Here is a 26,400-nt window from a genome sequence, read left to right as displayed (position 1 = left end):
ATTAAACATAATTGGCGGTCAATATTGTGTCAAAGGAGTTCCATGTTTTCACAAATGCAATAGAACTAATGGAAGGGATGTGGCCTACTCCGTTACTTAAGTTAAGTATAGGGAAAAACGTGTGGGCAAAACTCGAATTTTACAACCCGCTGAGCCACAGTATTAAAGATAGGACAGCACTCTTTCTCTTCAAGGAGGCGCTAAAGAGAAAGACAGAGCATCTGGTAGAAGCGACTTCAGGAAATACTGGAATAGCACTATCTGCACTTTCCGCCGTCTATAACGTAAAATTTACGGTTTTTGTACCTTCTACCGCACCTTCAGTATTCCCAGTGATGATGAAGCTATTAGGCTCTGAAGTGGTCTCAGCAGGCTCATCCACCAATGACCTGCTCCCCTTGGTAAAGAGGTTGAGCGGATTTGGAGGATATACCCACCTTGACCAGTTTAATAACGAGATAAACGTAATGGCACATTATGAAACTACGGCTAAAGAAATAGACACGCAATGCCGAAATTCCGGGATAAACTTAAAGAGGATTATCGCTACGGCTGGTACTGCTGGTCACTTGGTCGGTATAGCTAAGTATTTTAAGGAAAAATATACTGACATAGAAATTATTGGTGTACACCCTGCAGAGGGAGAAAGGATCCCCGGGATAAAGAGGGTTACGCCAGATAATAACTTCTTTAAGATGGCTAAAGTAGATAGCCTAATAGACGTCTCTCTTAAGGAAGCCGTAGAAGGTGTAAAGGAAGTTGCAAGAAAGAACGGGATTTTGATAGGTCTAAGTTCTGGTGCTACTGTAGCTGCTTTTAAAAAATTAGGGCTAATAGACGACCCCGAGGCTACAGTGCTTATCTTTCCAGATGACGCGTTTAAGTACGTGAACGAACTCTCCCAATATACGTAAATAGTTTTTTAAGGAAATACTAATGAATATATACTCCGTGACCGAAGTAATATTAATTTTAAACAAAAATGGAGATATATTGGATTTTTCGCCTAGAGATATCAATATTAAAGAGATTTCGAAGCTCAAACAAGAAGAAGTTTACGATGACGGCGAATTAATAAGAATAAAAGCCGTAGTCTAAATCATAATGAGATTGGAGGACTTCTTCAGGGATATTTACGTACAGACGAAAATCGTCGCTGTAGAGGATAAAAAACTAGTGATGAAGTGCTATAACTCTTCAACTAGCTTTAAATGGTATTTTATATCTCCTTCTTTTAGAAATTACCCGTATAGTTCAGACCCTAGAGAGAGAATGAACAGGGAAATAAATTTTTTAACCTATAGATGGGACAGTATCAAAACCCCTAGGATAATAGATTTCGATCTAGAGCAAACTTGCTTATATAGAGAGTTTATAGATGGGGAAGAAATTAAGGAGATTGAGCAATTTGAGAAATTAGGTAAGGCAATTAAATATATACATGAACAAGGCTTCGTCATGGGAGATACAAAACTGGAAAACTTCATAGTATCTGAGGGTAGGATAACAGTGATTGATGCAGAACAGGCAATAACTTCAAACGATATATCTTATAGGAGTTGGGACCTGTTAGTCTTATCTTTTTCTATTGCATACACATTCATTAAAGACCCCCTTATGTTCGGGAAAGCTATAGACAGTGTTTATTCTAGTTATGGGCTGTCAAAAAACCAGGCAGAAGAACTTCTCGGGTTAAGATCAATAGGATTGATCAGCTTAATACCTTTTCTCCATTTCTCTACTTTTAGAAAAGTTATTGAGAAATACTTATAATCACACCTTGTGTACTATCTTTTGTTATTACTATTTCTTCATCGTTTATCCTAGTACCGCATGCAGGACACCTATAAAAATATCTCACGACCTTTTTTCCGTCGCTACTATTTTCAGCTTCACCTATAAAATCCATTCTAATATTACATCTAGGACATAATAGTTCCTTCATCCTAACTTATTAGGATTAAATCAAATAAAAAAGTAATGAAAGATAGATACGGGAGACCAATCGAAGACCTCAGAGTAACACTCACTCACGTGTGTAATTTCTCCTGCTTTTTCTGTCATATGGAAGGAGAAGGTAATAATGGGGAAGGGCTGAACGCTGACGAAATAGCACTAGTAGCCAAAATAGGAAAAGAGTTCGGGATTACCACAGTTAAGTTAACAGGGGGAGAACCTACATTAAGGAAAGACATATTTGAAATAATAAGCAAACTTAAGGAGGTAGGGATTAGCGAAGTGTCTATGACTACTAACGGGTTTATATTGGATAAAATTGCCGGAAAGCTGAAAGAAGCCGGGCTAGATAGAGTTAACATAAGCTTACACGCGTCTTCGCCCGGATTATTCAAGGAGATAACTGCCGTAGACGGTTTTGAAAAAGTAATAAGAGGGATAAGGGAATGTAATAGGGTAGGCCTAAAACCCGTTAAACTTAACTTTGTGGTCACTAAGAGGAACGTAAACGAAGTCTTTAATGTAATTGAATTGGCAGAAAATCTTGGAGTAGATGAAATACACTTAATCGAATTACACCCTGTAGGTCTAGGCAAAGACTCATTTAATTACCACATATCTCTGGATTCAATAGAAGAGATCCTAAAGAAAAAGGGTGAATTTTTAGGCACTAGGAATAAGCATAATAGGCCAAGATATAAGTACGGAAATATTAAGGTAGAAGTAGTTAAACCTTATGCAAATCCGTTCTTCTGTGCAGGATGTAATAGGGTTAGGCTGACGGTAGATGGTAAGCTAAAGACGTGCCTTTACAAAGAAGATAGGACAGTAGATATACTCGATATATTGCGTGGAGAGTATGATGAAGAGGAGAAAATAGAGGGATTAAGGAACGCATATAGGTTAGCTATATCAATAAGAGAGCCTAACTTTTTATTTAGAGTGGAAAAGGATGAGGTTGCACAAATTAGATAAGGTCATGGAAGAAGAAGGACTGCAGTGTAGTGTGGTATTAAGCGGTGCTACGATTTTTTATCTCACTGGGTATGATTATATTACTACCGATATAGGAAATGCCGTAGCACTGGTGTACTGTAACGGTATCCCTACATTGATAGTACCAGTCCTAGAGAAAAATAGGGCAGAGACAAAGGTAGGAGATAAGATAGAAGTACTTTCATATAGTTATACCTTGGCTGGTGATAAGATATTTAAAGGAAGTCTAATCGAAGCAATCACTAGTAGACTTGAACCTGACAAAAAAATAGGGGTCGACATTGTCAATTCCTCAAGCTCCTTTTATATTTCATTTAAAGATAAAGTGAGTAGTTTCGTTGATATTTCTAAAAAATTAGCCGTTATGAGGGCTATTAAAGAAGATGATGAGTTAGAACTAATAAAGAAGGCTGGGAATATAACCACGTCGGCGATGAGAATAGGTAGTGAAAAGATACAGAACTCAGGGATTACAGAGAGGGAAGTGGCAGGTTTGATAGATATGACAATGAGGAACGAAGGAGCTGAAGACTACGCTTTTCCCTCCATAGTAGCTTTTGGAGAGAACTCAGCTTTTCCTCACCATGTCCCAAGTGATAAAGTAATAAGGGATAACGACAATGCAGTCGTAGATATAGGGGCAAGATACCGTAACTACTGTTTTGATAGTACGAGGACTTTTATTAAAGGAAATTCTGATGAAATAAAGAAAATTTACGAGATAGTACTACAGGCACAATTGGAGGCTATTGATACAGTAAGGGAAGGAGTTAAGGCATCGGATGTGGACTTAACAGCTAGGAAAGTAATTGAAAGAGCCGGTTATGGGAAATACTTTGTTCACTCTACCGGGCACGGGGTCGGGATTGAAGTCCACGAATACCCTGCTATCTCGCCTGCTTCAAATGACATATTGAAAGAGAATATGGTCATTACCGTTGAGCCTGGGATATACATTAAAGGAAAATTTGGTATTAGAATCGAAGACACTATCATAGTTACGAAGAGGAAACCTATAGTCCTCGAAACAACTTATAAATATATGTAAATCTAGCTTTTTATACCTTAACAAATTTTTTTGAACCAAACTTTTTATTTCGACACACGCTATCAATCTATTGTTATGGAAGAAACCCTGAACCAAGAAAAGTTAGTAGAGGAAATAGCAAAAAGAGTAAGAGAGATAATTGAACTGCTTGGTGAAGACCCAGACAGAGAAGGACTGCAAGAGACACCAGTAAGAGTAGCTAAGGCACTACTAGAGATGACATCAGGGATAAGGACGCCTCAGCCTAATATTAAGGTGTTTTCATTAAAGGATAGGAGCAGGAGTAGTGAAGAGGATCAAATAGTACTTGTAAAGAACGTGTCTTTCTCTTCATTATGTGAGCACCATATGCTACCTTTCATAGGTAAGATACACGTTGCCTATGTAGTAGGACCTAGTGGAAAAGTGGCCGGGTTTAGTAAGATTATCAGGATAGTTAATTACTATGCATCAAGGTTACAAATACAAGAGAGATTAGTAGAACAAGTGGCCGATGCTATAATGTCAAGCGATATTGAGCCAAAAGGAGTAATGGTTATAGGAGACGCTATCCACATGTGTGCATACGTTAGAGGAGTAAAGGACAAAGAAGCAACACTGACCTCTGTAGCTACTAGAGGAGTATTTAAGAATAATGCGTCCTTGAGGAACTATGTTTTCAGACTCTTAGAGACATCAAAGAGATCAACTTTATTATAGGGAAGAGAAAATTTTTTATGTTAAATGAGTGAGAAAAACACTCTTAACAGTAATAGTAGTTATTCATTAATTTTAGAACTTATTAAAAAATACGGGGAGTTACGCCAATCAGATCTAGTAAGTTTATCTGGTATTTCTAAGAGTAGAGTGTCGGAAATTCTTACTGACTTAGAGAGAAAAGGTATTATCGAAAGGAAAAAGTTAGCTGGTAGAAACCTGGTGGTCAAGCTTTCACCTAAGAAGTTCCTGACCATAGGGATAATAAAAGCTGCAGAGTACCCGTTCATAGTACCGTTTATGAAAGTACTAAGAGAGAAGGGCTATCACGTAGAAGTGAGAGTTTACAGTAACGGTCTAGATGTTACAAAGGATTTGTCTTCTGGGAAAATAGATATAGCCCTTTCACCTGTTATAACTCAAATTCTATTCCAGAAGATCTTTAGTAACTTTAAAATTATTGCGGGGGGAGCTAAAGGAGGAGGGGCGATAATAGGGGATTACTCATGTAATACTATAGCTTCAACTTCATTATCTAGTATGGAGCTCTGGTCATTGCTTTATGACCCAGAGGCAACATTAGTAGAGTATTCGAGTCCAGATGATATGATAAACGCACTTGAGAGAAGAGAAGTAAAAAAGATATCGATTTGGGAACCTTATGCTACTATCTTAGCTAATGAGGGTTTCAGGATTATACACAGATTTGAACCTTTACACTGCTGTACACTTGCTATCAGAAATGACTTAGATCCCGAATTCTTTAGAGGTATTTATGAGCAAGCATTCACAAACTTTCTATCTCAAAAAGACAGATGGATCCAGGATTATTCAAACGTAGTTAATATAGATTACTAAATACTTAAAAAGTCAGCCGAAAATTACGTCTTCGATCCCTATCTCGATCTTAACGAAATAAGGAAAAATATGAGAAAAAGTGGCATATATCTACCTTAAACGTCTAGGTAGTAGTATATTTCCATGGGATGCGGGTATTGTTGCATTACTTTTGCTTCTTCTCTCTTTAAGTCTATATAAGCACTTAGAATGGACGAATTAAATACAGGCTTTAAGAACTCGGTGTCACTTTCTAATTCGTCTAACGCTTCGTCTAGCGACCTAGGCAGTTCTCTGATCCTTAACTGTTTCTTCTTCTCTTCACTCATATGATATATGTTCTCGTCTATTGGATCGCCGGGGTCTATCTTCTTCTTTATACCATCTAGTGCTGCCATGAGCATTGCTGAGAACCCTAGATACGGGTTAGATGAAGGGTCTGGTGGTCTATACTCTAACCTTTTAGCCTTCTCCATTCCTCTATAGTAAGCGGGTATCCTGATTGCTGCACTTCTGTTAGACTTACTCCACACCAAATAAACTGGGGCCTCATAGCCCGGAATAAGTCTCCTATAACTATTCGTGGTAGGAGATACAATTGCTGATAAAGCCCTTCCGTGCTCTAATAACCCACCTACGATATACCTGCCTATCTGGCTTAGTTCCGCATATTCATCATTAGGATCATACATTAAGTTTTTCTTCCCGTCTTTTGTCCACAGGCTAAAGTGAGTGTGCATCCCGGTTCCGTTATCTCCGTAAATAGGCTTGGGCATAAAAGTAGCTACCATGCCGTGTTTCGCTGCTACATTCTTGACAACGTACTTTAAGGTCTGAACTTTATCAGCTGTATCTACTAGAGTTGAGAACCTGAAATCTATCTCCCCTTGCCCTGCTGTGGCTACTTCGTGATGTGTAGCTTCAATATAAAACCCGAAATAGTCAACTAGAGTATTTATTGCTTCTAATCTTACATCCATCACTTGATCCACTGGTGGAGCAGGGTAGTAACCTTCTTTATATCTAATTATAAAACTTCCATTCTTGGACCAGGGAGCTTCTTTAGCGTAGACTTTATACCCAGTCCCGCTCTGCGGTAAAGACGCATCAAGCTCAACCTTATCGAATATAAAGAACTCTAATTCAGGACCAAAGAAGCTAGTATACCCTTCTGATTCTTGATGTTTCTCTGCTGTTTCTGCGATATTCCTCGGGTCTCTTTCAAACCTGCCCTTTCCGCCTCCCCAATGTACTTCAGTTATAACTCTAGCTACTCCGGGAGTCCAAGGTATAAGTGACATAGTTGTAGGAACCGGTCTTAGTACCATATCGCTTTCATAAATTGAAGTAAAGCCCTTTATACTACTTCCATCCAGTTTACCGAAACCTGTCTTAAATGATTCCTCTGAGAAGTCTGCTGAAGGAATAGTTATGTGTTGTAGTCTGCCAGGTAAGTCTGTGAACTGTAGGTCTACCCATTTAATATTATTTTTCTTTAAGAAATCCATTGCTTCTGAAGGCGTTTTAGGAAGTTCTGGCATATTGTCCACATATTCAATAAATCTGTTTAAAAAGATATTGCGTCATTTTATTAAAAGTTTTTAAAAGTTTATATACATTTCTTCATTACGAATTGTGTAAGTGTTAAAAATTAATTCATCAGTTTTAAAACACCATTCTCCATCCAATAACTCCTCTCAGCGAATTCAGCGTCAGATATATCTTGTGAAACAAATATTATGTTTACTCCTCTCTCTCTTGTAAGGCTTATATACTCGTTCATGAAATCCTTCTTATTATTGATATTAGCAAAAGATTCGTCAACAAGGATATACCTAGGAGATGAGAGAAGAGCCGTAACTAAGGAAAGCCTTTGCCTCATCCCTAAACTTAACTCTTTGGCTTTTTTCTTAAAGGTCTCTTCATTGAACGAAAGCAAGCCTCGTATTCTGTTGTCCTGCAAGACCTCATTGAGTTTATCTTTGTTTTTAATCCCCCATAACAAGTGTTTTTTCACTACCAAGTTAGGTAAATAACTTTCAGGGGTAACTAGCACTATTCTCCTTTTCCACGGGGGGTATTTTGTAACATCTTGATTATCAATTTTAATATAGCCTTCATCAGGTTCTAGAAAGCCAGCTATCAACTTAAGGAGTGTTGACTTACCACTACCGTTTTTGCCGAATATCGCTATTACTTTACTTTTCTCGTTAATTTCACTATCTAAGACAAAATTATTTAACTTTTTCTTAATTTTAACGTCAAGCATTTATATATTTCCTCACATAATCTTCTAGCATCTCCTCCTCTACAGCACCTATAATCTGGTCTGCTAACTTCCCATTGACAAATATTAAAGTAGTAGGGATGTTCATTACACCGTATTTATCGGCGGTCTTTGGGTTCTCGTCCACGTTAAGCCTGCCAAATGTGGCTTTATCCTTGTATTTGTCGGCAATTTTCTTAAATATAGGTTCATAAAGGTGGCACGGGGCACACCAAGGAGCCCAACAGTCGATAAAAACCACATTGTTTTTAGATAGGATATCATCTATGTTTGAATCGGTTATAGTAACAGTAACGTCCTGGGGGTTTATAACGTTCTTAGCTTTTTCTTCTAACTTCTTAGATAATTCTTTTACCAATTCATCGAGTTCACTCAAGCCTATCCACAATATCTATTCTCTTAAGCCTCTTATAAAATGCTACTTTACTATTTACGTAGTTTAATAGTTCGTTCTCTATGTCAGGTTTCTTCTCTTTTACAATTACTTTACCCACGGGCTGCTGTCCAGCAGTGCCCGCATCTTCTCCTACGACCTTAGCGTCAATAACAAGGGGATGGGACTTTAAGATAAGTTCTAGATCTCTAGGAAATATCGGATACCCTTTATATTTGATCATCCTCTTCTTTATACCTCTAAAGAATAGGAGCCCTCTCTCATCTGAAGTGACCAAATCACCGGTCTTTAACCAACCGTTGACAAACACCTTAGCTGTCTCATCAGCGTCCTTATAGCCGAGCATCAGCCAAGGTGCCTTAACCCACAGCTCGCCCACCTCACTCGGCTTAGCTTCATTTCCGTCTTCTTTTACTATCTTAATATCAACTTCTGGTAGCGGCTTTCCTATACTTATAACGTCTGCAAATTCTTGAGGCTGAAAAGTAAGGACGAACCCCTCGGTAAACCCGTATTGTTGGACTATGTTTTTACCGTATTTCTCTTTGAACTTATTTACCGTAGGTGGGAAGAGGGGTGCAGCCGTACTTACACATAATTCAAGGCTGCTTAGGTCAGCGTTTTCCAGTTCATTAAGAGCGTCATAAACCATAGGGACTGTGGATAGGTAATTGATGGAGTATTTTCCGACCGCTTGGACCATTTCATTAGCGTTAAACTTACGCATTATATACATACTGCCCCCAGCCTCTAACACCACTCCCAATACACTATTACCGAGTACATGAGCCAACGGAACAGTTAACACTCCCCTTACGTCTCTCAGTTTAGATACTCTATATAGAGAAAGAGCATTCAGCTCCATCCTTTTTGCACTATGTAGTACTTGCATAGTCCTTCCAGCTATGCCTGCGTAGTAATAAACTAGACCTACTTCAGTTTCGGTATAATCATAAGGTGGATTAAACACCTCATTCTTTTGGAGGGACTCTACTACCTTATAGCCTTCGAATGTTTTCCTTTCTCTTTCTATTATTTCTTTGTCAGCGACTACTATATCTGGAGCTGTATCTTCTAGGATAAACCTTAAATCTTCCGCTGATGTTAAGGGGTCTACAGCTACTACTTTAGCACCAGCCCAGAAAGAGGCTAGATAGGTAAGAGTAGATTCGACCGAGTTGAACATTATGTGGACTACAGTATCCCCAGCACTGATGGAAGACGCCCGCTTAGCTACTTCTTTAGCTGTTTGCTCGTATGTTAATTTATTATCGCCTTCTATCAGGAACGTCTGGTTTGGCTTCTCCCTATACCATTTATAAACTAGCTGAGCTAAGCTCATAACTGTCAAATATTAAGTGATCACAAATGATAAAAATTATTGGGTTATCCAGAATACATATAACTCTCCTCGACCTTGAGGGAAAATACGGAAGGATAGACGGGGGAGTAGGAGTAGCACTGAAATACCCGAAGATCGTGGTAAGTGAAGGTAATTGTAAAAAAGAAACTGAATTCCCTTTACCTTATCCCTTACCGGGCTATTGCGTACACGAAGACTATGAAGAACATATAGGGTTAGGCCACACCACACAATTCAGGCTAAGCCTAGCAAAATTATCTGCCGAATACAACCTAAAGAACGCTGATGTGGTAGAGTTAGCCAGAGCGGTGGGGAGGGGTGGGACTTCAGGAATAGGAGTTTATGCGTTTAAGTATGGTGGGTTTATTGTAGACGGCGGACATTCACTAAAAGTAAAAAAGGAAGTAGCTCCTTCTGACTTTTCTACTGCACCACCGCCCCCTCTTATTGCGAGGTATGATTTCCCTTGGTACATTTACGTTAATATCCCAGCTAGAGGGAGGAGGATCTTCGGAAAAGAAGAATTAGACGCATTTAAGAAAGAGGCGAAAGAGATAGACAAATTAGTTAGGGTCGTATATATGAAATTAATCCCCAACATAATAGAAAAAGACCTGGGAGAAGTATTAGAAAGCATTAAGTTAATTCAGCAGTTAGGGTTTAAAAGGGTCGAGGTGTCCTTACAGACAGAAGAGGTTAGGGAATTAATGAAAAAACTCGAAACTAAAGGATTTCCAGCAGGTATTTCTTCTTTCGGACCAGCCGTTTATACATTTGTAAGTAGTAGGACTGAGGGGGAAGAACTAGTGTCTTATTTTGGCGGTTTTATATCAGAACCTAATAATGAGGGGGCTAAAGTAGTTTGGTCGAAAGACTAGACTACGACGATTTCGTAATTGGGGAGCTGAAAAAAGTATACGGTACCAAACTCAACGAGCTTTTGAGCTCATTACTAGTCCCTAATTCACGACTTTACGTAAGAGTTAATACATTGAAGACCTCTACCAGTTCACTATCTGAAGAAATGCCCTTTCTGAGGCCTGATGAAGACTTCGAAGAAGCTATGTATGTAGAAGTAAGAGGTCCTAATAAAATAGTTGAGCACGATACAAAAGTAGTAGTAGACAAGAGGACGGCGGAAAGCGTTATGACAGGGGCTAACGTATATAGACCGGGGATTAAGAAAATCCTTGGAAACGGAAAGGAAGTCTCAGTAATAAGTGAAAACGGAGTACTAGTAGCGGAAGGAATATTGACCCCGGATGGTATGGTTAAAGTCACAAATACACTATATACAGCACCTCAACTTTCTGAATATGAGGGGCTTAAAAAGGGCTATTTCCTACTTCAAGGTAAAGCCTCGATGTACGTAGCACATATTTTAGACCCTCAGCCAAATGAACTAATAATAGATATGACCGCATACCCTGGCGGTAAACTCACCCACGTATTTCAACTCCAACCACGCAGCAGGGTAATTGGTTTTGACCATACTACAAAAAAGGTCGAGGAGTTGAAAAGAAGGCTAGATACGTTAGGAATGAAAGGTATTCAAGTATACAAGGCGGATTCACGTTACTTGTATGAGGACTTCCACTTACAGAATGTGGATAAAGTCCTGATAGACCCACCTTGCTCCGCCTTAGGTCTAAGGCCCAAAGTTTATGACAAAAAGAGAAAAGAGGATCTATTGAACTTAAGTTCATACCAAAGACAATTCATAAACTCAGCCTATAAGATACTTAAAAAGGATGGAGTGGTAGTCTATTCTACCTGTACGATGACCTCTTTAGAAAATGAAGACGTAGTCAATGACTCGAGGTTTGAGGTAGAAGAGGTCATAAGGTTCCACCCAATAGTACACGATATGACTGGGTTTTTTATTGCTAAACTGAGAAAGAGAAATTAGTATGCCGATTGAAGAATACATGGGCATAAAGCCCCGGGTTTCTGAGAAGACATACGTTCACCCTACAGCCTATATAATAGGAGACGTAGAAATAGGTGATCTAACTAGTATCTGGCATTACGTAGTAATCAGAGGTGATAATGATTCCATTAGGATAGGTAAAGAGAGTAACGTCCAAGAGAACACTTCAATCCATACGGACACAGGATATAAAGTAGAGATAGGTGATAGGGTGAGTATAGGCCATAATGCTGTAATCCACGGGGCCAAAATAAGTTCTAACGTAATAATAGGTATGGGTTCTATTTTACTTAACGGTTCTAAAATAGGTGAGTTCTCTATAATCGGTGCTGGGTCAGTGGTAACCCAAGGTAAGGAGATACCGCCTTACAGTATAGCTGTAGGTGTCCCAGCAAAGGTGATTAGAAAAGTAAGCGAAGAAGAAATAAGGTTAATTAATGAGAATGCCGAAGAGTATCTAAGACATACAAGGAGGTTTTTAAAACGTGAATAGAGATTTAAAGGCCCTAAAGTGGTTTTTTGACACACAAATTTTAAAGGACCCGTTTAAACCTGGCTATGCTACATTCAAGGTCACGTCCAGATGCAACTTGCATTGTACTTTCTGTTTACCTGCATATTATTCTGGGGAACTGGGTGAAGCGCCAACCGAAATAGTAAAGAAAATTATAGACAATATGAGGGACTCTTCAATAGTAGTCCTCTCCTTTGAAGGAGGAGAACCTACTATAAGACCGGATATATTAGAACTTTTAGAATATGCACACGACGGTTCGTTCTACGTTATGCTCACGACCAACGGGTACAGACTAAGCGATGAGGGCTTCCTCGCAAAGCTCGCTGACAGAATAGACTTCCTTCACTATTCAATAGACGAGTACCATTGGAATGTGAAAGCGTACGACACGTTATGTAAGTTTAGGGAATACGGACTAAAGGTAAACGTTCAGACAGTCGTGACTAGATATAACCTAAGTAAGTTAGAGGAAAAGGTAAAGAAAGTCCACGAATGCCGTTATAAAATAGTCATCCTTCCTGCCATTGACTACCCTACATCAAAGGTCAAATTGGCACCAGATCCAGAAGAACTATATAAGGTTTTATCAGATTTAAAGAAAAAATATGGGTCTACTCTAAATAACTCATGGGGATTTATAAAAGCGTTAAGAGGAGAAAAAGTAGCTGAAAAAGTGACGAGTTATGCTATAACCGTATATCCTAATGGCGACTTGCCCTATCCTGACGACATTAACGGAAAAATTGTAGGTAATTTGTCTAAGGAAAAACTGAACGATATTATGAAAAAACCGGTAGTTAAAGACTTACAAAGGTATATGCTCTCTAACCAGGCTAAGTTTGAGTACCTACACTTGCAGACTTCTACTTTTAACAGTCTAACAGATTTGCTGAGTTATGCGGCAGAAATGGCTAAGTGGAGGTTTTTAGGGAGAGGTTAGCCGAATATTTTTTTGTACATTTCCTCAATGTCTGTGTTGACCAAGTGAGTATATATCTGTGTCGTCCTTATGTCTTTATGACCCAGTAGCCTCTGGACTATGGGCAACGGGACACCTTTCCTTATAGCATTAGTAGCGAACGTATGCCTTAATATGTGAGGTCTAAGGTCGACCCCGAGCTTCTTTCCGAGCCTTTTTAATTTTCTATATAGAGCATAATAGGATAAGTCGAATAAACGGTCGTCTTTCTTGGGCCTATACTTCTCTAAATATACTAAGAGTAACTTAGCCGTCTTCTCCGTAAAGAAGACTACTCTGGTTTCACCGTTCTTAGTATTCCTAACTACTATACTTCTGTTACTCAGGTTAACATCAGATACCTTAACCGAAAGTAACTCTTTAGCACGTAAACCCGTGTCCAGTAGTAAGGAAATTATAAGCTTATCTCTAGTCCTTCTCAAGTTTTTCATAAGTACTTCTATCTGATCTTCGGTTAACGCCTTAACTTCTAACCTCCTTACCCTAGGAATAGTGGGTTTAACGTCTTTCCCCAACCATTTTAGGAACCTTAACACCGCGATCACATACAACCTAGCAGTTACTGTCTTTTTACGTCTCTTCTCGATACTGTTATCGGCAGATTTATCTCTAGTTTCTCGCCTCAAAATATTCATAATCCAAGAGTTGAGGTCGGCTGAAGTCACCTCTCTGGGATCTTTTTTAATAAAATCTAGAAAATCTTTTATAGCTATAGAATATATTCTTATGGTGTTATCACTCGCACCCGATATAGTTAGAGCGTTAATAAAGTCGTTGAACGGGTCGGGAGTATAAGGGTCAGCACTCCCTAACTGGAGTTTCATTACCTAATGTCTTTGTGAACTGAATTTTTAAAAAATAGGGCTTAAACTGGAGTAATATCATTTTTCAATAATTTTCCTTACATTTTTATCAAAAGGTGGATATATTACCCCTTTTTCGGTTATAATTGCTGTAATATATTTAGGCGGTGTCACATCGAAGACTGGGTTGAAAACCTTTACGTTTTCCGGTGCTATTGGGACCCCTCTAACAGTCCTGACTTCATCAGGATCTCTTTCCTCTATCTTTACATTATCTACCGAACTCTTCAGGTCGAAAGTGGACACGGGGGCAAGGACGTAAAAAGGTATACCCATTTCATGGGCTATTACAGCCTCTTTAAAGGTACCAATCTTATTGTATACATGACCATCAGCTAAGATCCTATCCGCACCTACCATAGCACTGTTAACCATTTTCTTATACATGACCAGACCTACAGCTGTGTCCGTGATTAGTGTTACCGGTATCCCTTCTTCCATCAGTTCGTAGACTGTTAACCTACTCCCTTGTAACCAAGGCCTCGTCTCAGGGGCTATCACGGATACGTCTATCCCGAGTATATGTGCGAGCTTAACCGGGGCTAGAGCCGTGCCTAACCCAGTACCTGTAGCAAGTCCCCCTGCGTTGCATTGGGTAAGGACTACATCTCCGGGGTTGAGCTTTTCGAGCCCATATAGCCCCATCTGTATTTCAGCTTCTAGCTCGTCATCAAAGATCTTATTAGCGTCTTTCTTTAGGAGGGTTATTAGTTCCTTGACGTCTTTAGCTTCACCCTTTTCTATATATTCTCTTGCTCGGTTTAGCATATATGACGTAGCCCAAGATAAATTAACAGCTGTTGGTCTAGCCTTATCCATTACCGATTTAGCGTCATGCATGAGTTTTATGACGTCGTTTAGGTTTTCAGCCCTTAAAACAGCTAATACCATCCCATAAGCAGCTGTTATACCTATTGCGGGTGCACCTCTGACTTTCATTAATCTTATTGCGTCTGCAACGTCTTCTGGAGTCCTTAGCTCAACAAATACCTTTTGAAAAGGTAGTACAGACTGATCAAGGACTGTTAGTTTGTTTTCATTATCATCCCATATTATTGGTTTAAGCTTCGGTTTGAACATCTCTTTAACTTCTTTTACCGATACCATCACTCACTAATCTGTCTTAAAATTAAAAAATTAGAAGTTAGTACCAGTATCCGCATAAGCCCCTTAATCTGGAAAATATAACGTCAGATACCTTTACTATAAAAGCTTCATTACCTTTAACTATCTTATAAAGCCCCTGCTTATTTTCACTGTCAGCTATGGGGACTACCATAATACCGCGGTCTCTGAGTTGCGCGTATAGGGCATAAGGAAAAGTGGGAGAAGCGGCCCAAACTACGATCTTATCGTAGGGTTTAGCTTTTTCATATCCAATACTCCCGTCACCTAATATTAAGTTAATAGCGTATCCTGAAAGGTTTGCCCTAGCTAACGAATAAGCTTCAATATCATATTCCATGGAATAGACATTTTCACCACCCACGACCTCAGCTATCAATGCGGTGTAGTAACCACTCCCAGTCCCTATCTCCAAGACTTTATCCCCGCTCCTTAATTGCAGGAGGTCTAACATCATTATACCTAGAGATAGTGCGGTAGTGTTGTAATTTTTCGTTATTGGTATTGCTTTATCTAAATAGTCTTTAGAGTAAGCTAAGGACTTAAACGGTTCGGGGATAAATTTAATTCTGTCTACTCTTTTAAACGCGTCAAGGAGTTCTTTAGAATTGATAAGCCGAGAAAAGTAGTTAAATACTTCTTCCTTTTCACTCACCGGAGTACCTTAGATAAATTTTCCCTAAGCTCGTTTATATTATTATCCGCATAAAACATTATAGGTATATCTTCCTTTAAGGCTGCTTTAAAACTAACAAGCAGCCATTGCCCTATATCAAAGTTTAAAGTCCTGTCTATAAGTGAATCTGAGATCCCGAAAGTCTCCGCTATTAACTGTCTGTCATAAGGCCTCGGGAGTGTGCTCACGAAATACGTATGGATTTGTTGCAGGACGTTCGTGTTTAGATACGCTAATCTTTGCGTACTAATTAGGGCATGGAGGTGATACTTTCTTCCGTGTCTTAATAACTTTTCTACAGCGAGTGAAGAGTACTCACTGTAGTCTTTCTGCCTAGACTCGAATGGTATAAATTCTTGTGCCTCATCTAGTACGAACAAAATTACGGGTGATGAAGAGAAAGACCTTTTCCTCCTAAGGAATACTTGATCAATGAGGAGAGAAACTACAAGCCTTGCGTCGTCCATATTAGGAGTTTCTACAATAAAAAGTCTGGGTGACAAAGGGTCTTGGTCAAGCAGTTCAATTGCTAGGTTTTCAACATCATATTCATCACTTTCAACCGGTTTTAGCTCGATATACGACTTAATTGCTGAAATAAAAGAGAAAATAGTAGCATTTTCCTTTACACCAGACTCTCTAGCTTTCATCTCTATTTCGTTTAGGGAGGAAATTACGTTTTCGTCAACAATATCATCTTTACTCAGTTTATTCTCTCGCATAAGTCTATCAAGTTCGTGAAGCAGCATCAAGAAAAATGGCTTCTGAGCTGTAGCAACGTATTTGTCCTCAGCCTGGCTCCTCACCATCTCGATCAGCATTCCATAGGTCAAGAAAGTGACCCCTTGAGGAGGTATGTATAATCTCCGCAATTTACCTTGACTAAACAGTTTTTCGAAAGCAGTCTTAAGCTGTTCCCGTTGATCCATGAGCTCTTCAGGGATTACATGAGTCCTTAGGAGCCTTTTCCCAGCATCAACTTGGTTATTAGGCAGTCTGTCGAGAGTTATCAGACGTGATTCGTAGGCTAGGAGTTGGTCTAAAAGTAATATACCGTACTCCATGGATACATCAACGATAATGACCTTAAGGTCTTTTATACTACTCAAGGCCTTTCTTATCAAAACAGAAGTTAAATTTGATTTCCCAGAACCTGTATAGGCAAAAACTCCTATATGATATTTTATAGCTTTTTCTATATTAAGCTTGAGTTCGACATTTTCGTTAATTAGTTTTCCGATACTCACCCCATTTTCATAGAATACAAACCTCTCAAACGTCTCTTGGGTAAAGAGCTTAACTTTTGACCCAAGTAAAGGGGGGATATATCCGCGTCTGAATTCTATGTCCCCATCAACTTTCATTACGTACCCTACTGGTGATGCAAAAACTTCTATCCATGCTTCCTTACTCTCCCATTTTTCTTCTACTCTCTTCATTATCTCCTCTCTTAACTCTGGAGGTACCGTGCCATCTAGGCTTACCATACCGTAATGTTGGGGAAAATAATCAGTAACCTCTAAAAGTAAGTAATAACCTCTCTTTATTGTCTCTACTGCCAAAAGTTTTCCAGCATCTATTGGACTATCACGTGAAAAGGGCATCTCGATAATAAAAACTCTAAAAGTTACTGAACCCCTACCGTCAGCCGTGGGCCTTGTGAATGATTTAATTTCTCTTAACCTTCCCTCTACCTCAGAGAAAATAATACTCACCTACCCCCTTCTATTCCTTTCCATTAGGCTGCGAAAAGCCCTATAACTAGGGTTTTTGTTCAAAAAGTTTAATATTCTACTTCCTTTATCTCGGTAATACTTAGCAACTTTATCAGCAAGATATAGGGGATAATTATATCCTAACGCTTCAGGTATGGGTTCCGTCCCGAGCACATAAAGGATATATAATATTTCACTCCACGGTAAGTTACTAGGAGTCTCTACCAGAAAAACCCACGAGATATTGACAAGTTTGAAATAAGCGCCCCTGATCTTACCCTTACTATAAGCTTCTATCAACCAAGGTTCTTCTTTATCTACATTGACATTTACTACTGAGGGGTCTTTTACTATCGCAATGACGTTATCCGGTACGTCTAGGTTGTCATAACTTAACTTCCTGTCCATGAGTATAATATCGACTTCGTTCCTGCTCTTTCTGGCTTCTTCGTACTCCATTTCCCTCATTGCTTCCTCAGGGCTACATTTCACGCAGATAGCTTCATCGTAGTTTATTTCGTCTATGACAAACGCTGAGTCTAGTATTTTTCCTTTTACTATTCCAAGCGTTATATAACCTGAATCACCTTCTCTAGTCTTTAGCTCGTGGAAACTACCATCTATTGCTTTAAAACTATACTGTTTATTTTGTATTCCTGGTAATGTGATAACCGTGGTCAAAACACCATTATCATTGATCACTGACGAGCTCACTCCTACAATTAGGATGTTACTAGCTAAAAAACTTAGAGAATATGGTATGAGCCAGAGCAAAATATCGGGACTATTAGGTGTTACCCAACCCGCTGTAAAACAGTACTTGGATGAAGATGAAAGTAAAGGGATTGAAAAGCTAAACGAAATGGGGATCTCTAGCGAAGAAGTCGCGTCTTTATTGAATACTCTCGTAGACCTCTTAACTAATAACGATGTAAAAGGAGCTATGTATTACCTGACCGATTTCGGCTTAAAGGAACTAAGTGAACTAAAACTTTGCAAATATCATAAAGAGAAGGATAAGTATATACCTCAAGACTGTGAAATTTGTAAAAACCTATATAGGACAAAAGAAGAAGACCAGATGGAAATAGCATTATCTATGGTTCAGAATACACTCGTGACACCCCTTATACCTGAAGTCTTGAGTAACTTGGCTTACGCTAGGCAAAACGCGAAAAGTGAGAACGATATTATTGCCGTAGCAGGGAGGATAACTAAAGTGATGGGCTTACCTACTCCTGCTTCTAGACCTATGTGGGGGGCAAGCAAGCACTTGTCTAAAATCTTACTAAATGTGATGATAAGGAACAGTGAGATTAGGTCGGTGATGAATATAAAATTCGATGATAAGGTAGACAAAGCAATAAAAAAAATGGGTTTAAAAGTAGCTTACATAGGACCTAAAGACTCAATAGTTTCTGACGACGAAATCGTCAACGACATATTGAGAGTTTATAGCCCAGAACTTGACTGTGTGGTACACCTGGGCGGAAAGGGAATAGAGGCAAACACTTATGTATTCGGGAAAGACCCAATAGAGGTAGTAAAAAAAGTTATAGAAATTGGAAGAGCTTACAGGGAGATAACCGAAAATTAATTAGGTGTTAGTAATACTAGTTGTAATTTTCAAATTATTTAAGTAGATGTTGTTGCTTATTTCTTTTCATGCCTGATCTAAGTGAAGTGGTTAAAATATTAGAAGAGGTAGAGCAAATAATAAAAACATCAGAAGTAAATGAAAAAGATAAGGAACTAGTCCAACTTATATTAATAAAAAATATGAATATTGAAGCTGAATTATATGCAAAGTATTTAAACGGAAACTCAAAATAAAAAATATTGTGAAATATGAAGCATACATAAATAAAATTGAAGGTGACGCTAAGTTTCTATCGGAAGATAACAACGTTATAGGGTTAACCCGTCACGTGATAGAAGAGTTAAGAAAAGTAGGTGTAAAGCCGAAGGCTTTTGTAAATTCTCTGTCTGAATTCGTAGAAGAAAAAACACCTTATTCCACTTCCTACACGAGCGGAGAGCATCGAATGATAGAACCGTGTAATTTAGGTACAATTTTTGAGCTTTGGATCCTAAAAGGAAACGATGAGATACATACCTTCGTAACTATAATTAACTACGGTGATACCGCGCAAGTGACTTTCAGTAAACCAGAGTTCTTCGACACAGCTATGTTGACTACTATGAAGAACATGCTAAGTATAAACTGTGTAAAAATAAATATGCCGTACCCGTACAAGTTTGCCGTCTTTGAAGCATTTAACGCCTTCAAGAAGTTATCTAATGTCAGCTTTGAGGGGATTGTCAGAGAAAGAATGATATCGATGGACGATAAGAAAAGAGGTTTGATCTGGCGTATAGAATCGCCTAATTTCGAATATTCAGCAAATTTAAAGATTCAATAAAGTTTTTAGCTACGGCTGAGACTAGTTTGAAAGATGACTCTTGAGCTTTATTAACGATCTTGAACTGAGATTTAGAGACCTAAATGAAGCACTATCTTTCGTCTTAGCTATTCTCTCCCTAGCTGTAGCATTTCTCTCACTGAACCCCTTATATTTCGGTATCTCGGTTCTGACAGCGACAACTGCAATAGTCCCACATGAGATAGCACACAGACAGAGTGCACGTAGTTATGGCTGTAACTCAAGGTTCGTATTAAGTTTTAAGGGATTTACTGTAACGCTACTTGTAAACTTGTTGAGCAGTATCCTTCATATAGGAATCCTGATCTTCGTATCAGGTTTCACCGCGATATTTTGCAGGTTTGGGTATATGGGCCAAGAACTTGAAGGAAAAACAGCCTTTTTCGGACCGCTAACAAATTTGATAATAGCCTTTTTAGCTTTAATAAGCCTCGGTTTTATACATAATGATTCGATAGTTGAAACTATTCTATCCCAGATATTTGCTTTTAACGCTTACGTAGCGTTCTTTAACTTAATCCCAATACCACCCCTAGACGGTTTTAAAGTATTTAGGTGGAACAAGACCGTATGGATAGCTGGAGTGCTGATATCGTTCGTGTTGACGTTCTTGTTCGTGTAACCTGTTTTATGCAGGAGTGGTTAAATGGATGGAAAGCTCTCCCTACCAGCTACAATAACAATAATGATCTTGGTAGGTATTGGATACGCTATAGGGCAAATACTGTATTTCCTGAACCCTTTCTATCTGGTCTTTCTTATCCAATATAACGAACTAATAATAGAATACCACTTTTACTGGGAACTAGTCACCTCAATTTTGGTAACACCAAGTGTAATAGATTTCTCGTTTAATGAAATAGCGCTATATCTAATCTACTACCTCTTTAGGTCTAAAGAAGGGAAAATAGAATTACTGATATTCTTCCTAACCGGTATATTTGGAAACATCTTATACCTACTAATATACCCTAATGGCTTACCTTCGGCTGGAGCATCAGGGGGGATATTTGGAATACTAGCTTTCTATGCACTTTATGAGTTCATGAAAGAAAGAGAAAAAGGAGGAATTATCCTCTTAGTTGCAGCACTATTATTAAGCGACTTCTTCCCTTTTCTTCAAGTTAATATACTAGCGCATATAGGGGGCACGCTCTCAGGGTTATTACTTTCTCTATTACTTTTTAAACTGAGACATGAACAAAGATCTATTACGTGAATATAATAGAATTAATATTATTCTTCATTGGACTTGCCATGTTCCCTTACGGGATATATGAGATATGGAAAGGAAGCGGAGATAGGGATATAAAACTGCTCTTAATAGGCATATCTATAACGCTTTATGTAGTAGAAACAATTTTAGCCTTCTGGTGAAATATTTTTCCTTGTTGATCATAGTAGTTTCAGGTACACCGGGTGTAGGTAAATCCACAGTAGCTAACGCCCTCGCCAAAAAACTTAATATTAAGTTAATCCACCTTTCTTCTTTTTTAATCCAAAATAAAGCGTATTCTGAATTCGATGAGAAAAGAGAGACCTACATTATTGATGAAGAGAAAACAGAACTGCTTGTGAACCAACTTCTCCTGAAAGAAAAAGATTTAGTAATAGAGACAATTTATCCAGCCTTGGTTACTAGGGCTGACAAAGTTATAGTCCTTCGTAGGAACCCATTAATACTCTACGAAGAGCTCAAAAAAAGGGGTTGGAACGAGTTAAAAGTAGCTGAAAACGTTGAGGCTGAAATATTAGGTATTGTAAGTAGAGAGGCTAGTGAAAGTTTTAGCAAAGTATGTGAGATAGACACTTCTAATAAAAGTTTGGACGAAATTCTTGATAAAATTGAAAAAGAAATGTGTGAGAAAATCGACTGGTTAGGAGATGAAAAAGTACAGTTATTACTCTTTGAATTAGATAAGGTTATTAGCAAAAACGAAGATTATGAAACTAGTGAATAGGATTTGAGTAGCGGAAATAACCCGTTCAGGATCTCTTCTCCACAACCTAGTAGACAGCCGAGAGACTTGAGAAAAACGGCACCACAGGCTCCTCAAGCTGCTGACCTGAAAATACAGATGAAAATGAAAACAGTTAAGTATAAAATAGCGGTATTAAGCGGAAAGGGAGGAGTAGGTAAGTCATTCGTTTCATCTAATCTTGCAATGGCGTTAGCTGCTGCAGGAAGAAGCGTAGGAATAGTTGATGTCGACTTTCACGGTCCCTCAGTCCCAAAGATGTTGGGAGTAAGAGGACAATACCTTACTGCTGATGATAAAGGAGATATAAACCCAGTCGTTGGACCTTTCGGTATAAAAGTTGTTTCAATAGATTTCCTCCTACCTAGAGATGATACACCAGTAGTATGGAGAGGAGCTATTAAACATACGGCAATTAAACAGTTTTTAGGAGATGTTAAGTGGGGAGAGCTTGATTACCTCATTATAGACATGCCACCTGGCACCGGAGATGAGGCTTTATCAGTTGCCCAATTAGTCCCGAACCTCACCGGGATGATAATAGTTACCATACCCTCTGAAGTATCCACACTAGCGGTTAAGAGGTCAATTACATTCGCAAAGACCATAAACGCGAAAATCTTAGGTGTAGTAGAGAATATGAGCTACTTCCTGTGTCCTAGCGATAACAAACCTTATTACATATTCGGAGAAGGAAAAGGAAAGAAAATGGCTGAGGAAATGGGTGTACCATTATTAGGGCAAATACCTTTAGACCCGGTGGTAGCACAAGCTAATGACTTAGGTGAACCCTTCTTCCTAAAATACCCTGACGACCCCGCATCAAAGGAGTTCATGAACATAGCTGAAAAAGTAATTCACGTGGTAGAACAAAACAGCAGTGATCAGCCTTCATAGAAAAACTTAAACTTCTTTGATTGATAGTCTGGTATTTTTTTCACCTTACCTTCCCTAGTTAGGTCAGCAAGCACTTCTCTAAATTCAATCATATTGAACTCTACTCCTTTGTCGATTAAAATATTTCTAATTTGAGTTGATGTCAAGCCCTCATTTTTATTATCTTTCAATACCTGAAGTATTACTGCCTTCAATTCCTCCTTATTCATACTACCGGATTATACAATAATTTAAAAATAATAAGTGTAAAGCTAAAATAGTAGTTAAGTTTAAAAAAATGAATATTAAATATAAAAGATGAAAGGTGTGAAAAAATGAGTATTGAAATTAATGAAAAAATTACGATTTTCAAAAGATTCCTCGCTGTAGCTTACGGTCTATCGGAGGCCGAAATTGATGCATTCTTAAAAATCCTTGAGAGCAAGGGAGGTAAAGACGTAGACACTATATCTGCTGAACTGGGGATAAGTAAAAGTAGGACTAGCTTAGTCTTAAAGAAACTTGCGGATGCTGGATTAATAGAAAAAGAAAAAGGAGGAAACAGCAGAGGTGGAAGACCTAAGTATATTTACAACGTAAGAAGAGAAGAACTTAAGGAAAAATTAGCGAAAAAAGCTGAGGATTTATGCAGAGAACTAAAAGCTGTTATTAGTATTTCTCTGACTTAGATATTTCTTTAAAAAAGGCGTCTCGTTAATCTTTTCTTTAGATAAATAATTTAAGAGAAGTCCTTCCGGTTTCTTTCTTAACCTTTTAACCCTTATTACCGTAGTAGGAGTAGCAATTAAATCTAAGGGGACATCATATGGTTCAACTGGTATTTCATCTACTATTTGGATGTCATGAACAGTAGTAACGACCGGCGTATACTCGTCGACTTTACCCAGTTCTCTCAGAATAGCGAATTCCAGTTCACTATACCCCTCACCCTTCCCTACTCTATCTCCCGTTAAAGTAACTGCCACGCTCCCTACTACTACCATATCTATTTTAGGGATACTATAGATATCTGCTACTTCACCGTACTTTGGGAAGCCAGAAATTTTAGACGCTGCCTTAAAATTCCCTATCTTAGCAGGGTCTAATAGATAAAAATCTCCTCTAAGCCTTGGTGTCGGGACTAAAACAATTTTCCCTGCCCTTAATGCAAGCTCCCTAAGGGGCCTCTGGGGAGAATCAGGGTTAATTTTTACGAATTTTGCCTCCTTAAACTCATCAGTCCTAGATAAATTCTCTGCGGCCTTTTCTGCCCCTTTAAAATTAGGTATTCTGCCAAAAACCGGCCTCGGGAATGCGGCTATATTCCTTTCTTCCATTAAACTCCATATCCTTTCCCTTATTTCAGACTTTGATTGCATATAAGGCACCTTGATAAAGGAAATATACTCCAAAGAATACTAACACAATAAGGGAGAAAAGCTTAACGTACAGCACGTAATTTTTACCGAATCTACTAATTACTGCAGGGAATAAGAAAATCCATATTAAAATCCCGAGAAAGAAGCCAGGAGCTATATATACGGAAAACTGGTCTAGCATTGAAATTCCGAAAGTCAACCACCAACCTATTTGGTAAGGGTTAACTATGGCCGTAGTTAAACCTTTTATGTAACTACCTTTTACAGTGACATTCATAACCTTAGCTTTCCAAACCCCATACGCAAGATATAACATATAAACTCCCCCTACTAAGTAAAAGATAAAGAGGTATTTTGAAGGAATTAAAGATTTAAAGAAAAAAGTCAGCAAGAAAAAGATAAAATCAGCCGTCATAGCCCCTGCCCCTACGCTTGTACCATGTAGTGGGGATTCTAACGACTCGTGTGCCATCATAGCATTTATAGGACCTGGAGGAGCAGCTATTGATAGACCCATCAAGGTTCCTATTAATACGATGTAAAGGGTGTCCATCAAACTAACTATTTATCAAGACCCTTTAAACTTAAAGCGATTACGGGCAAAAATAATTTGTTATAAGGGTTCACTTCTTTTTTAACCCCTACAGTTTTCTCTACCTAGTTAACACACGATAAATCTGGAAAAAGTTTATTTTAAGTGGTATTGGTCTAATCATTATGCAAAGTGAAATAGAAGAAAAAATCAAGTTGCTTTATGAACAAGGTTACTCTATAAGAAATATATCCTCTCTTACAGGGTTAAGCTACGGGAAAGTTAGAAATGTCTTAATTAAGTCTGGAGTAAAACTCAGGAACAATAAGGTTGATGAGAGTAAAATTATAGAGTTTGCAAAACAAGGTAAGAGTGCTAGGGCTATCAGTAAAGAACTCCATGTAAGTGAATCAACAGTCCTAAGAATATTGCAGAGACATAATTTAGGAAGGAGGGTCAGGAAACTAAATAGTGACGAAATAAAAATGATCGAAGAAATGTATAAGAGAGGCGAGTCTATATATAAAATTGCAAAACAGTTAGGAAAATCTACTAACCTAGTGGTCTACCACTTAAAAAAGATGGGATTATATAAATCTATTCATGAATCTTCTTCCACATCTCTCTAGCTAGCTCTCCCTCGTACTTGAACGTATTCACTAACTTTTTAGCTTCCTCCCTTTTATTTCTATGTTCTATAAGGAAGTCATTTAATTTCTCTACCAATATCGACTTTAACTCTCCGGTAAGCATCTTACCACTCCTATACTCCTCCTCAATCTTCTTTATCTTACTGTCATCAGGCTCAAAGAACATATACAGCCACTGAAAAGAGACGTCAATATCCGGGTTCCCACCGTACTTTCTGTGAAGCTCGATAGTGGGTTGGCCTCCTGAAAAAGCATACTTCATAATTTTATTCTTAACAGTCTCAGGGCCATCTGTTAAATAAATCGCAGATTCAGGCTGAGAAGAACTCATTTTACCCTCAGGCCCGGTCAAAGGGGGTAGAAACTTACTGTGAATTTGAGCTGCTTTATAATAGCCCAGGCTTTCTGCTATATCCCTCTGTAATCTCCAGTACGGGTCTTGGTCAATACCAGCTGGGATCAAACACCTCTTATGCTCAAACATTGTTGGGGCAATCTGTAATGCAGGATAAAAGATAATCCCTATGTTCGATGAAGTATCTAGACCGAAAGTAGCCCTTACTTCATTAAAAGTCAATTTTTTAGCTATTTTTATTGCAACAGGGTACATGTTTTTAATGTATTCAGTGTCCTGAAATATAAACGTCTTATCTGGGTCAAAACCTACAGCAATAATATCGAGGATATTGTCGTAAGCCCACTGCCTAGTTTGGTCTAATGAATAATCTAAATTCCTCATAAACTTTTCGTCATCAGTCAACTCTATATACACGTTAACCTTGAATTTATCTTGTAACCACTTAGTAAATATAAAGGGAATTAAGTGACCAATGTGCATACCTAAAGAAGGCGCTCTACCAGTGTAGAGGAAAAACCCTTTCCCCTCCTCATAATCTTTTAAAATTAGGTCGTAATCTCTGTGGGAAAAAAACACGTTGCGCCTCAGCATTACATGCAGTTCGTCGTTTATCAGCCTCCTTGTCTTTTCTTTCAATTCCTCAGTTAGTTTCTGAGTGCCAAACTGGACGATTAACTTGTCATAATCGACTTTCCCCTTGACCTCCCAAGGAGTCACGTTAAAGTCTTGTGCCATAAATAAATAGGGTTTAGATTAATATAAAAAGGATTAAATTAAAAGGGACGGATAAACTATCAACT

The 26,400-nt window shown here is 38.5% G+C and carries 35 protein-coding genes; 21 read left to right on the top strand and 14 right to left on the bottom strand.

Annotation, left to right across the window (positions count from 1 at the left end; all coding sequences use genetic code 11):
• The first annotated feature begins 26 nt into the window (after positions 1-26).
• Genes KN1_RS10285 through KN1_RS10275 form a run of 3 tightly spaced genes read left to right on the top strand, consistent with a single transcriptional unit; the run spans position 27 to position 1,773 of the window.
• Positions 27-914, top strand: a complete 888-nt coding sequence (locus KN1_RS10285) for a cysteine synthase family protein (RefSeq protein WP_221290680.1) — start codon at positions 27-29, stop codon at positions 912-914.
• Between the two features lie 22 nt (positions 915-936).
• Positions 937-1,098 (top strand): hypothetical protein, encoded by a 162-nt coding sequence (locus KN1_RS10280; RefSeq protein ID WP_221290834.1) that lies wholly within the window; start codon positions 937-939, stop codon positions 1,096-1,098.
• 6 nt (positions 1,099-1,104) lie between these two features.
• Complete coding sequence (locus KN1_RS10275) at positions 1,105-1,773, top strand: BUD32 family EKC/KEOPS complex subunit (RefSeq protein WP_221287446.1); 669 nt, start codon at positions 1,105-1,107, stop codon at positions 1,771-1,773.
• Here KN1_RS10275 and KN1_RS10270 read toward each other — a convergent pair.
• Complete coding sequence (locus tag KN1_RS10270) at positions 1,754-1,945, bottom strand: hypothetical protein (RefSeq protein WP_221287445.1); 192 nt, start codon at positions 1,943-1,945, stop codon at positions 1,754-1,756. The genes KN1_RS10275 and KN1_RS10270 overlap by 20 nt on opposite strands.
• 35 nt (positions 1,946-1,980) lie before the next feature.
• Between KN1_RS10270 and moaA the strand changes: the two genes are divergently transcribed.
• The 4 genes from moaA (at position 1,981) to KN1_RS10250 (ending at position 5,554) form a co-directional block, all read left to right on the top strand.
• Positions 1,981-2,931, top strand: coding sequence for a GTP 3',8-cyclase MoaA (moaA, locus tag KN1_RS10265; protein ID WP_221287444.1), 951 nt, complete (start codon positions 1,981-1,983; stop codon positions 2,929-2,931).
• The gene (locus KN1_RS10260) at positions 2,909-4,000 is read left to right on the top strand and encodes a M24 family metallopeptidase (protein ID WP_221287443.1); all 1,092 of its coding nucleotides are present in this window, start codon (positions 2,909-2,911) and stop codon (positions 3,998-4,000) included. The genes moaA and KN1_RS10260 overlap by 23 nt, the downstream gene beginning before the upstream one ends.
• A 75-nt stretch (positions 4,001-4,075) precedes the next feature.
• The gene (folE, locus tag KN1_RS10255; protein WP_221287442.1) at positions 4,076-4,699 is read left to right on the top strand and encodes a GTP cyclohydrolase I FolE; all 624 of its coding nucleotides are present in this window, start codon (positions 4,076-4,078) and stop codon (positions 4,697-4,699) included.
• 24 nt (positions 4,700-4,723) lie between these two features.
• Positions 4,724-5,554: a DUF7343 domain-containing protein gene (locus tag KN1_RS10250; RefSeq protein ID WP_225905653.1), complete on the top strand. Its 831-nt coding sequence runs from the start codon at positions 4,724-4,726 to the stop codon at positions 5,552-5,554.
• 95 nt (positions 5,555-5,649) lie between these two features.
• Here the strand turns inward: KN1_RS10250 and glnA are convergent, their stop codons facing one another.
• From glnA to KN1_RS10230, 4 genes are all read right to left on the bottom strand, one after another.
• Positions 5,650-7,074, bottom strand: coding sequence for a type I glutamate--ammonia ligase (gene glnA, locus KN1_RS10245; protein WP_221287441.1), 1,425 nt, complete (start codon positions 7,072-7,074; stop codon positions 5,650-5,652).
• A gap of 110 nt (positions 7,075-7,184) precedes the next feature.
• Complete coding sequence (locus tag KN1_RS10240) at positions 7,185-7,802, bottom strand: ATP-binding cassette domain-containing protein (RefSeq protein WP_221287440.1); 618 nt, start codon at positions 7,800-7,802, stop codon at positions 7,185-7,187.
• Complete coding sequence (trxA, locus tag KN1_RS10235; protein ID WP_221287439.1) at positions 7,795-8,196, bottom strand: thioredoxin; 402 nt, start codon at positions 8,194-8,196, stop codon at positions 7,795-7,797. The genes KN1_RS10240 and trxA overlap by 8 nt, the downstream gene beginning before the upstream one ends.
• The gene (locus KN1_RS10230; RefSeq protein WP_221287438.1) at positions 8,189-9,556 is read right to left on the bottom strand and encodes a class I adenylate-forming enzyme family protein; all 1,368 of its coding nucleotides are present in this window, start codon (positions 9,554-9,556) and stop codon (positions 8,189-8,191) included. Before KN1_RS10230 ends, trxA begins: the two co-directional genes overlap by 8 nt.
• A 26-nt stretch (positions 9,557-9,582) precedes the next feature.
• Here KN1_RS10230 and KN1_RS10225 point away from each other — a divergent pair, with 26 nt between their 5' ends.
• From KN1_RS10225 to KN1_RS10210, 4 genes are read left to right on the top strand one after another with little or no spacing between them, the layout of a single operon-like run.
• Entirely contained in the window at positions 9,583-10,455 is an 873-nt protein-coding gene (locus KN1_RS10225; RefSeq protein ID WP_221287437.1) for a beta-ribofuranosylaminobenzene 5'-phosphate synthase family protein, read from the top strand.
• Positions 10,456-10,481: 26 nt separating this feature from the next.
• Entirely contained in the window at positions 10,482-11,486 is a 1,005-nt protein-coding gene (locus tag KN1_RS10220; RefSeq protein ID WP_221290679.1) for a methyltransferase domain-containing protein, read from the top strand.
• Position 11,487: 1 nt separating this feature from the next.
• A complete protein-coding gene (locus KN1_RS10215; protein WP_221287436.1) occupies positions 11,488-12,000 on the top strand; it encodes a gamma carbonic anhydrase family protein in 513 nt (170 codons plus the stop codon).
• Entirely contained in the window at positions 11,993-12,964 is a 972-nt protein-coding gene (locus tag KN1_RS10210) for a radical SAM protein (protein ID WP_221287435.1), read from the top strand. The genes KN1_RS10215 and KN1_RS10210 overlap by 8 nt, the downstream gene beginning before the upstream one ends.
• On the opposite strand, the gene xerA is transcribed toward KN1_RS10210, so the two are convergent.
• The 5 genes from xerA to KN1_RS10185 are packed head-to-tail and all read right to left on the bottom strand — an operon-like array spanning position 12,961 to position 18,084.
• Positions 12,961-13,827 (bottom strand): site-specific tyrosine recombinase/integron integrase, encoded by an 867-nt coding sequence (gene xerA / locus KN1_RS10205; RefSeq protein WP_221287434.1) that lies wholly within the window; start codon positions 13,825-13,827, stop codon positions 12,961-12,963. The genes KN1_RS10210 and xerA overlap by 4 nt on opposite strands.
• 57 nt (positions 13,828-13,884) lie before the next feature.
• Positions 13,885-14,973: an S-methyl-5-thioribose-1-phosphate isomerase gene (locus KN1_RS10200; protein WP_221287433.1), complete on the bottom strand. Its 1,089-nt coding sequence runs from the start codon at positions 14,971-14,973 to the stop codon at positions 13,885-13,887.
• A gap of 37 nt (positions 14,974-15,010) precedes the next feature.
• Positions 15,011-15,646: a protein-L-isoaspartate O-methyltransferase family protein gene (locus tag KN1_RS10195; protein WP_221287432.1), complete on the bottom strand. Its 636-nt coding sequence runs from the start codon at positions 15,644-15,646 to the stop codon at positions 15,011-15,013.
• Complete coding sequence (locus tag KN1_RS10190) at positions 15,643-17,382, bottom strand: ATP-binding protein (protein WP_225905652.1); 1,740 nt, start codon at positions 17,380-17,382, stop codon at positions 15,643-15,645. The genes KN1_RS10195 and KN1_RS10190 overlap by 4 nt, the downstream gene beginning before the upstream one ends.
• Positions 17,383-18,084: a DNA double-strand break repair nuclease NurA gene (locus KN1_RS10185; RefSeq protein ID WP_225905651.1), complete on the bottom strand. Its 702-nt coding sequence runs from the start codon at positions 18,082-18,084 to the stop codon at positions 17,383-17,385.
• Here KN1_RS10185 and KN1_RS10180 point away from each other — a divergent pair.
• The 8 genes from KN1_RS10180 to KN1_RS10145 all read left to right on the top strand — a co-directional run bounded on the left by KN1_RS10180 (position 18,056) and on the right by KN1_RS10145 (position 22,702).
• Positions 18,056-18,979, top strand: a complete 924-nt coding sequence (locus tag KN1_RS10180) for a thiamine-phosphate synthase family protein (RefSeq protein ID WP_221287431.1) — start codon at positions 18,056-18,058, stop codon at positions 18,977-18,979. The genes KN1_RS10185 and KN1_RS10180 overlap by 29 nt on opposite strands.
• A 68-nt stretch (positions 18,980-19,047) precedes the next feature.
• Positions 19,048-19,215, top strand: coding sequence for a hypothetical protein (locus KN1_RS10175; RefSeq protein ID WP_221287430.1), 168 nt, complete (start codon positions 19,048-19,050; stop codon positions 19,213-19,215).
• A gap of 8 nt (positions 19,216-19,223) precedes the next feature.
• On the top strand, positions 19,224-19,805 hold the full coding sequence (locus KN1_RS10170; RefSeq protein ID WP_221287429.1) for a hypothetical protein: 582 nt from the start codon (positions 19,224-19,226) through the stop codon (positions 19,803-19,805).
• Positions 19,806-19,845: 40 nt separating this feature from the next.
• The gene (locus tag KN1_RS10165) at positions 19,846-20,448 is read left to right on the top strand and encodes a zinc metalloprotease (RefSeq protein WP_221287428.1); all 603 of its coding nucleotides are present in this window, start codon (positions 19,846-19,848) and stop codon (positions 20,446-20,448) included.
• Positions 20,449-20,472: 24 nt separating this feature from the next.
• Positions 20,473-21,045: a rhomboid family intramembrane serine protease gene (locus KN1_RS10160; protein ID WP_221287427.1), complete on the top strand. Its 573-nt coding sequence runs from the start codon at positions 20,473-20,475 to the stop codon at positions 21,043-21,045.
• A complete protein-coding gene (locus KN1_RS10155) occupies positions 21,042-21,203 on the top strand; it encodes a hypothetical protein (protein ID WP_221287426.1) in 162 nt (53 codons plus the stop codon). Before KN1_RS10160 ends, KN1_RS10155 begins: the two co-directional genes overlap by 4 nt.
• Before the next feature lie 14 nt (positions 21,204-21,217).
• A complete protein-coding gene (locus KN1_RS10150; protein ID WP_221290676.1) occupies positions 21,218-21,787 on the top strand; it encodes an adenylate kinase family protein in 570 nt (189 codons plus the stop codon).
• A 3-nt stretch (positions 21,788-21,790) separates the two neighbouring features.
• Positions 21,791-22,702: an Mrp/NBP35 family ATP-binding protein gene (locus tag KN1_RS10145; RefSeq protein ID WP_221287425.1), complete on the top strand. Its 912-nt coding sequence runs from the start codon at positions 21,791-21,793 to the stop codon at positions 22,700-22,702.
• Here the strand turns inward: KN1_RS10145 and KN1_RS10140 are convergent.
• Positions 22,690-22,911: a hypothetical protein gene (locus tag KN1_RS10140; RefSeq protein WP_221287424.1), complete on the bottom strand. Its 222-nt coding sequence runs from the start codon at positions 22,909-22,911 to the stop codon at positions 22,690-22,692. The genes KN1_RS10145 and KN1_RS10140 overlap by 13 nt on opposite strands.
• 105 nt (positions 22,912-23,016) lie before the next feature.
• On the opposite strand from KN1_RS10140, the gene KN1_RS10135 reads away from it, so the two are divergent.
• A complete protein-coding gene (locus KN1_RS10135; protein ID WP_221287423.1) occupies positions 23,017-23,370 on the top strand; it encodes a helix-turn-helix domain-containing protein in 354 nt (117 codons plus the stop codon).
• Here KN1_RS10135 and KN1_RS10130 read toward each other — a convergent pair.
• Both KN1_RS10130 and KN1_RS10125 read right to left on the bottom strand, forming a co-directional pair.
• Complete coding sequence (locus tag KN1_RS10130) at positions 23,338-24,060, bottom strand: 5-formyltetrahydrofolate cyclo-ligase (RefSeq protein ID WP_221287422.1); 723 nt, start codon at positions 24,058-24,060, stop codon at positions 23,338-23,340. The genes KN1_RS10135 and KN1_RS10130 overlap by 33 nt on opposite strands.
• Positions 24,044-24,613 (bottom strand): LysE family transporter, encoded by a 570-nt coding sequence (locus KN1_RS10125; protein ID WP_221287421.1) that lies wholly within the window; start codon positions 24,611-24,613, stop codon positions 24,044-24,046. Before KN1_RS10125 ends, KN1_RS10130 begins: the two co-directional genes overlap by 17 nt.
• 161 nt (positions 24,614-24,774) lie before the next feature.
• On the opposite strand from KN1_RS10125, the gene cbp1 reads away from it, so the two are divergent.
• On the top strand, positions 24,775-25,221 hold the full coding sequence (cbp1, locus tag KN1_RS10120; RefSeq protein ID WP_221290675.1) for a CRISPR DNA repeat-binding protein Cbp1: 447 nt from the start codon (positions 24,775-24,777) through the stop codon (positions 25,219-25,221).
• On the opposite strand, the gene KN1_RS10115 is transcribed toward cbp1, so the two are convergent.
• Positions 25,190-26,335 carry a tryptophan--tRNA ligase gene (locus KN1_RS10115; RefSeq protein ID WP_221287420.1) on the bottom strand — a complete coding sequence of 382 codons (1,146 nt, stop codon included), beginning with the start codon at positions 26,333-26,335 and terminating at the stop codon, positions 25,190-25,192. The two genes, cbp1 and KN1_RS10115, sit on opposite strands and share 32 nt — an antisense overlap.
• Between the last annotated feature and the right edge of the window lie 65 nt (positions 26,336-26,400).

The organism is Stygiolobus caldivivus, assembly GCF_019704315.1.
In the GTDB taxonomy this organism is placed as follows: Archaea; Thermoproteota; Thermoprotei_A; order Sulfolobales; family Sulfolobaceae; genus Stygiolobus; species Stygiolobus caldivivus.
Note: the sequence above shows the minus strand (reverse complement) of the source record. Positions and strands in the feature narration are given on the sequence as shown.

What these genes read in the sequence shown, in the direction of transcription:
- KN1_RS10200 (WP_221287433.1), bottom strand. Translation starts at nt 14,973, where the DNA reads ATGGTATCGGTAAAAGAAGTTAAAGAGATGTTCAAACCGAAGCTTAAA.
- KN1_RS10280 (WP_221290834.1), top strand. Translation starts at nt 937, where the DNA reads ATGAATATATACTCCGTGACCGAAGTAATATTAATTTTAAACAAAAAT.
- KN1_RS10230 (WP_221287438.1), bottom strand. Translation starts at nt 9,556, where the DNA reads ATGAGCTTAGCTCAGCTAGTTTATAAATGGTATAGGGAGAAGCCAAAC.
- glnA (WP_221287441.1), bottom strand. Translation starts at nt 7,074, where the DNA reads ATGCCAGAACTTCCTAAAACGCCTTCAGAAGCAATGGATTTCTTAAAG.
- folE (WP_221287442.1), top strand. Translation starts at nt 4,076, where the DNA reads ATGGAAGAAACCCTGAACCAAGAAAAGTTAGTAGAGGAAATAGCAAAA.
- KN1_RS10130 (WP_221287422.1), bottom strand. Translation starts at nt 24,060, where the DNA reads ATGCAATCAAAGTCTGAAATAAGGGAAAGGATATGGAGTTTAATGGAA.
- KN1_RS10260 (WP_221287443.1), top strand. Translation starts at nt 2,909, where the DNA reads ATGAGGTTGCACAAATTAGATAAGGTCATGGAAGAAGAAGGACTGCAG.
- KN1_RS10115 (WP_221287420.1), bottom strand. Translation starts at nt 26,335, where the DNA reads ATGGCACAAGACTTTAACGTGACTCCTTGGGAGGTCAAGGGGAAAGTC.
- moaA (WP_221287444.1), top strand. Translation starts at nt 1,981, where the DNA reads ATGAAAGATAGATACGGGAGACCAATCGAAGACCTCAGAGTAACACTC.
- KN1_RS10270 (WP_221287445.1), bottom strand. Translation starts at nt 1,945, where the DNA reads ATGAAGGAACTATTATGTCCTAGATGTAATATTAGAATGGATTTTATA.
- KN1_RS10140 (WP_221287424.1), bottom strand. Translation starts at nt 22,911, where the DNA reads ATGAATAAGGAGGAATTGAAGGCAGTAATACTTCAGGTATTGAAAGAT.
- KN1_RS10275 (WP_221287446.1), top strand. Translation starts at nt 1,105, where the DNA reads ATGAGATTGGAGGACTTCTTCAGGGATATTTACGTACAGACGAAAATC.
- KN1_RS10215 (WP_221287436.1), top strand. Translation starts at nt 11,488, where the DNA reads ATGCCGATTGAAGAATACATGGGCATAAAGCCCCGGGTTTCTGAGAAG.
- KN1_RS10225 (WP_221287437.1), top strand. Translation starts at nt 9,583, where the DNA reads ATGATAAAAATTATTGGGTTATCCAGAATACATATAACTCTCCTCGAC.
- KN1_RS10160 (WP_221287427.1), top strand. Translation starts at nt 20,473, where the DNA reads ATGGATGGAAAGCTCTCCCTACCAGCTACAATAACAATAATGATCTTG.
- xerA (WP_221287434.1), bottom strand. Translation starts at nt 13,827, where the DNA reads ATGAAACTCCAGTTAGGGAGTGCTGACCCTTATACTCCCGACCCGTTC.
- KN1_RS10135 (WP_221287423.1), top strand. Translation starts at nt 23,017, where the DNA reads ATGAGTATTGAAATTAATGAAAAAATTACGATTTTCAAAAGATTCCTC.
- KN1_RS10175 (WP_221287430.1), top strand. Translation starts at nt 19,048, where the DNA reads ATGCCTGATCTAAGTGAAGTGGTTAAAATATTAGAAGAGGTAGAGCAA.
- KN1_RS10240 (WP_221287440.1), bottom strand. Translation starts at nt 7,802, where the DNA reads ATGCTTGACGTTAAAATTAAGAAAAAGTTAAATAATTTTGTCTTAGAT.
- KN1_RS10250 (WP_225905653.1), top strand. Translation starts at nt 4,724, where the DNA reads ATGAGTGAGAAAAACACTCTTAACAGTAATAGTAGTTATTCATTAATT.
- KN1_RS10125 (WP_221287421.1), bottom strand. Translation starts at nt 24,613, where the DNA reads ATGGACACCCTTTACATCGTATTAATAGGAACCTTGATGGGTCTATCA.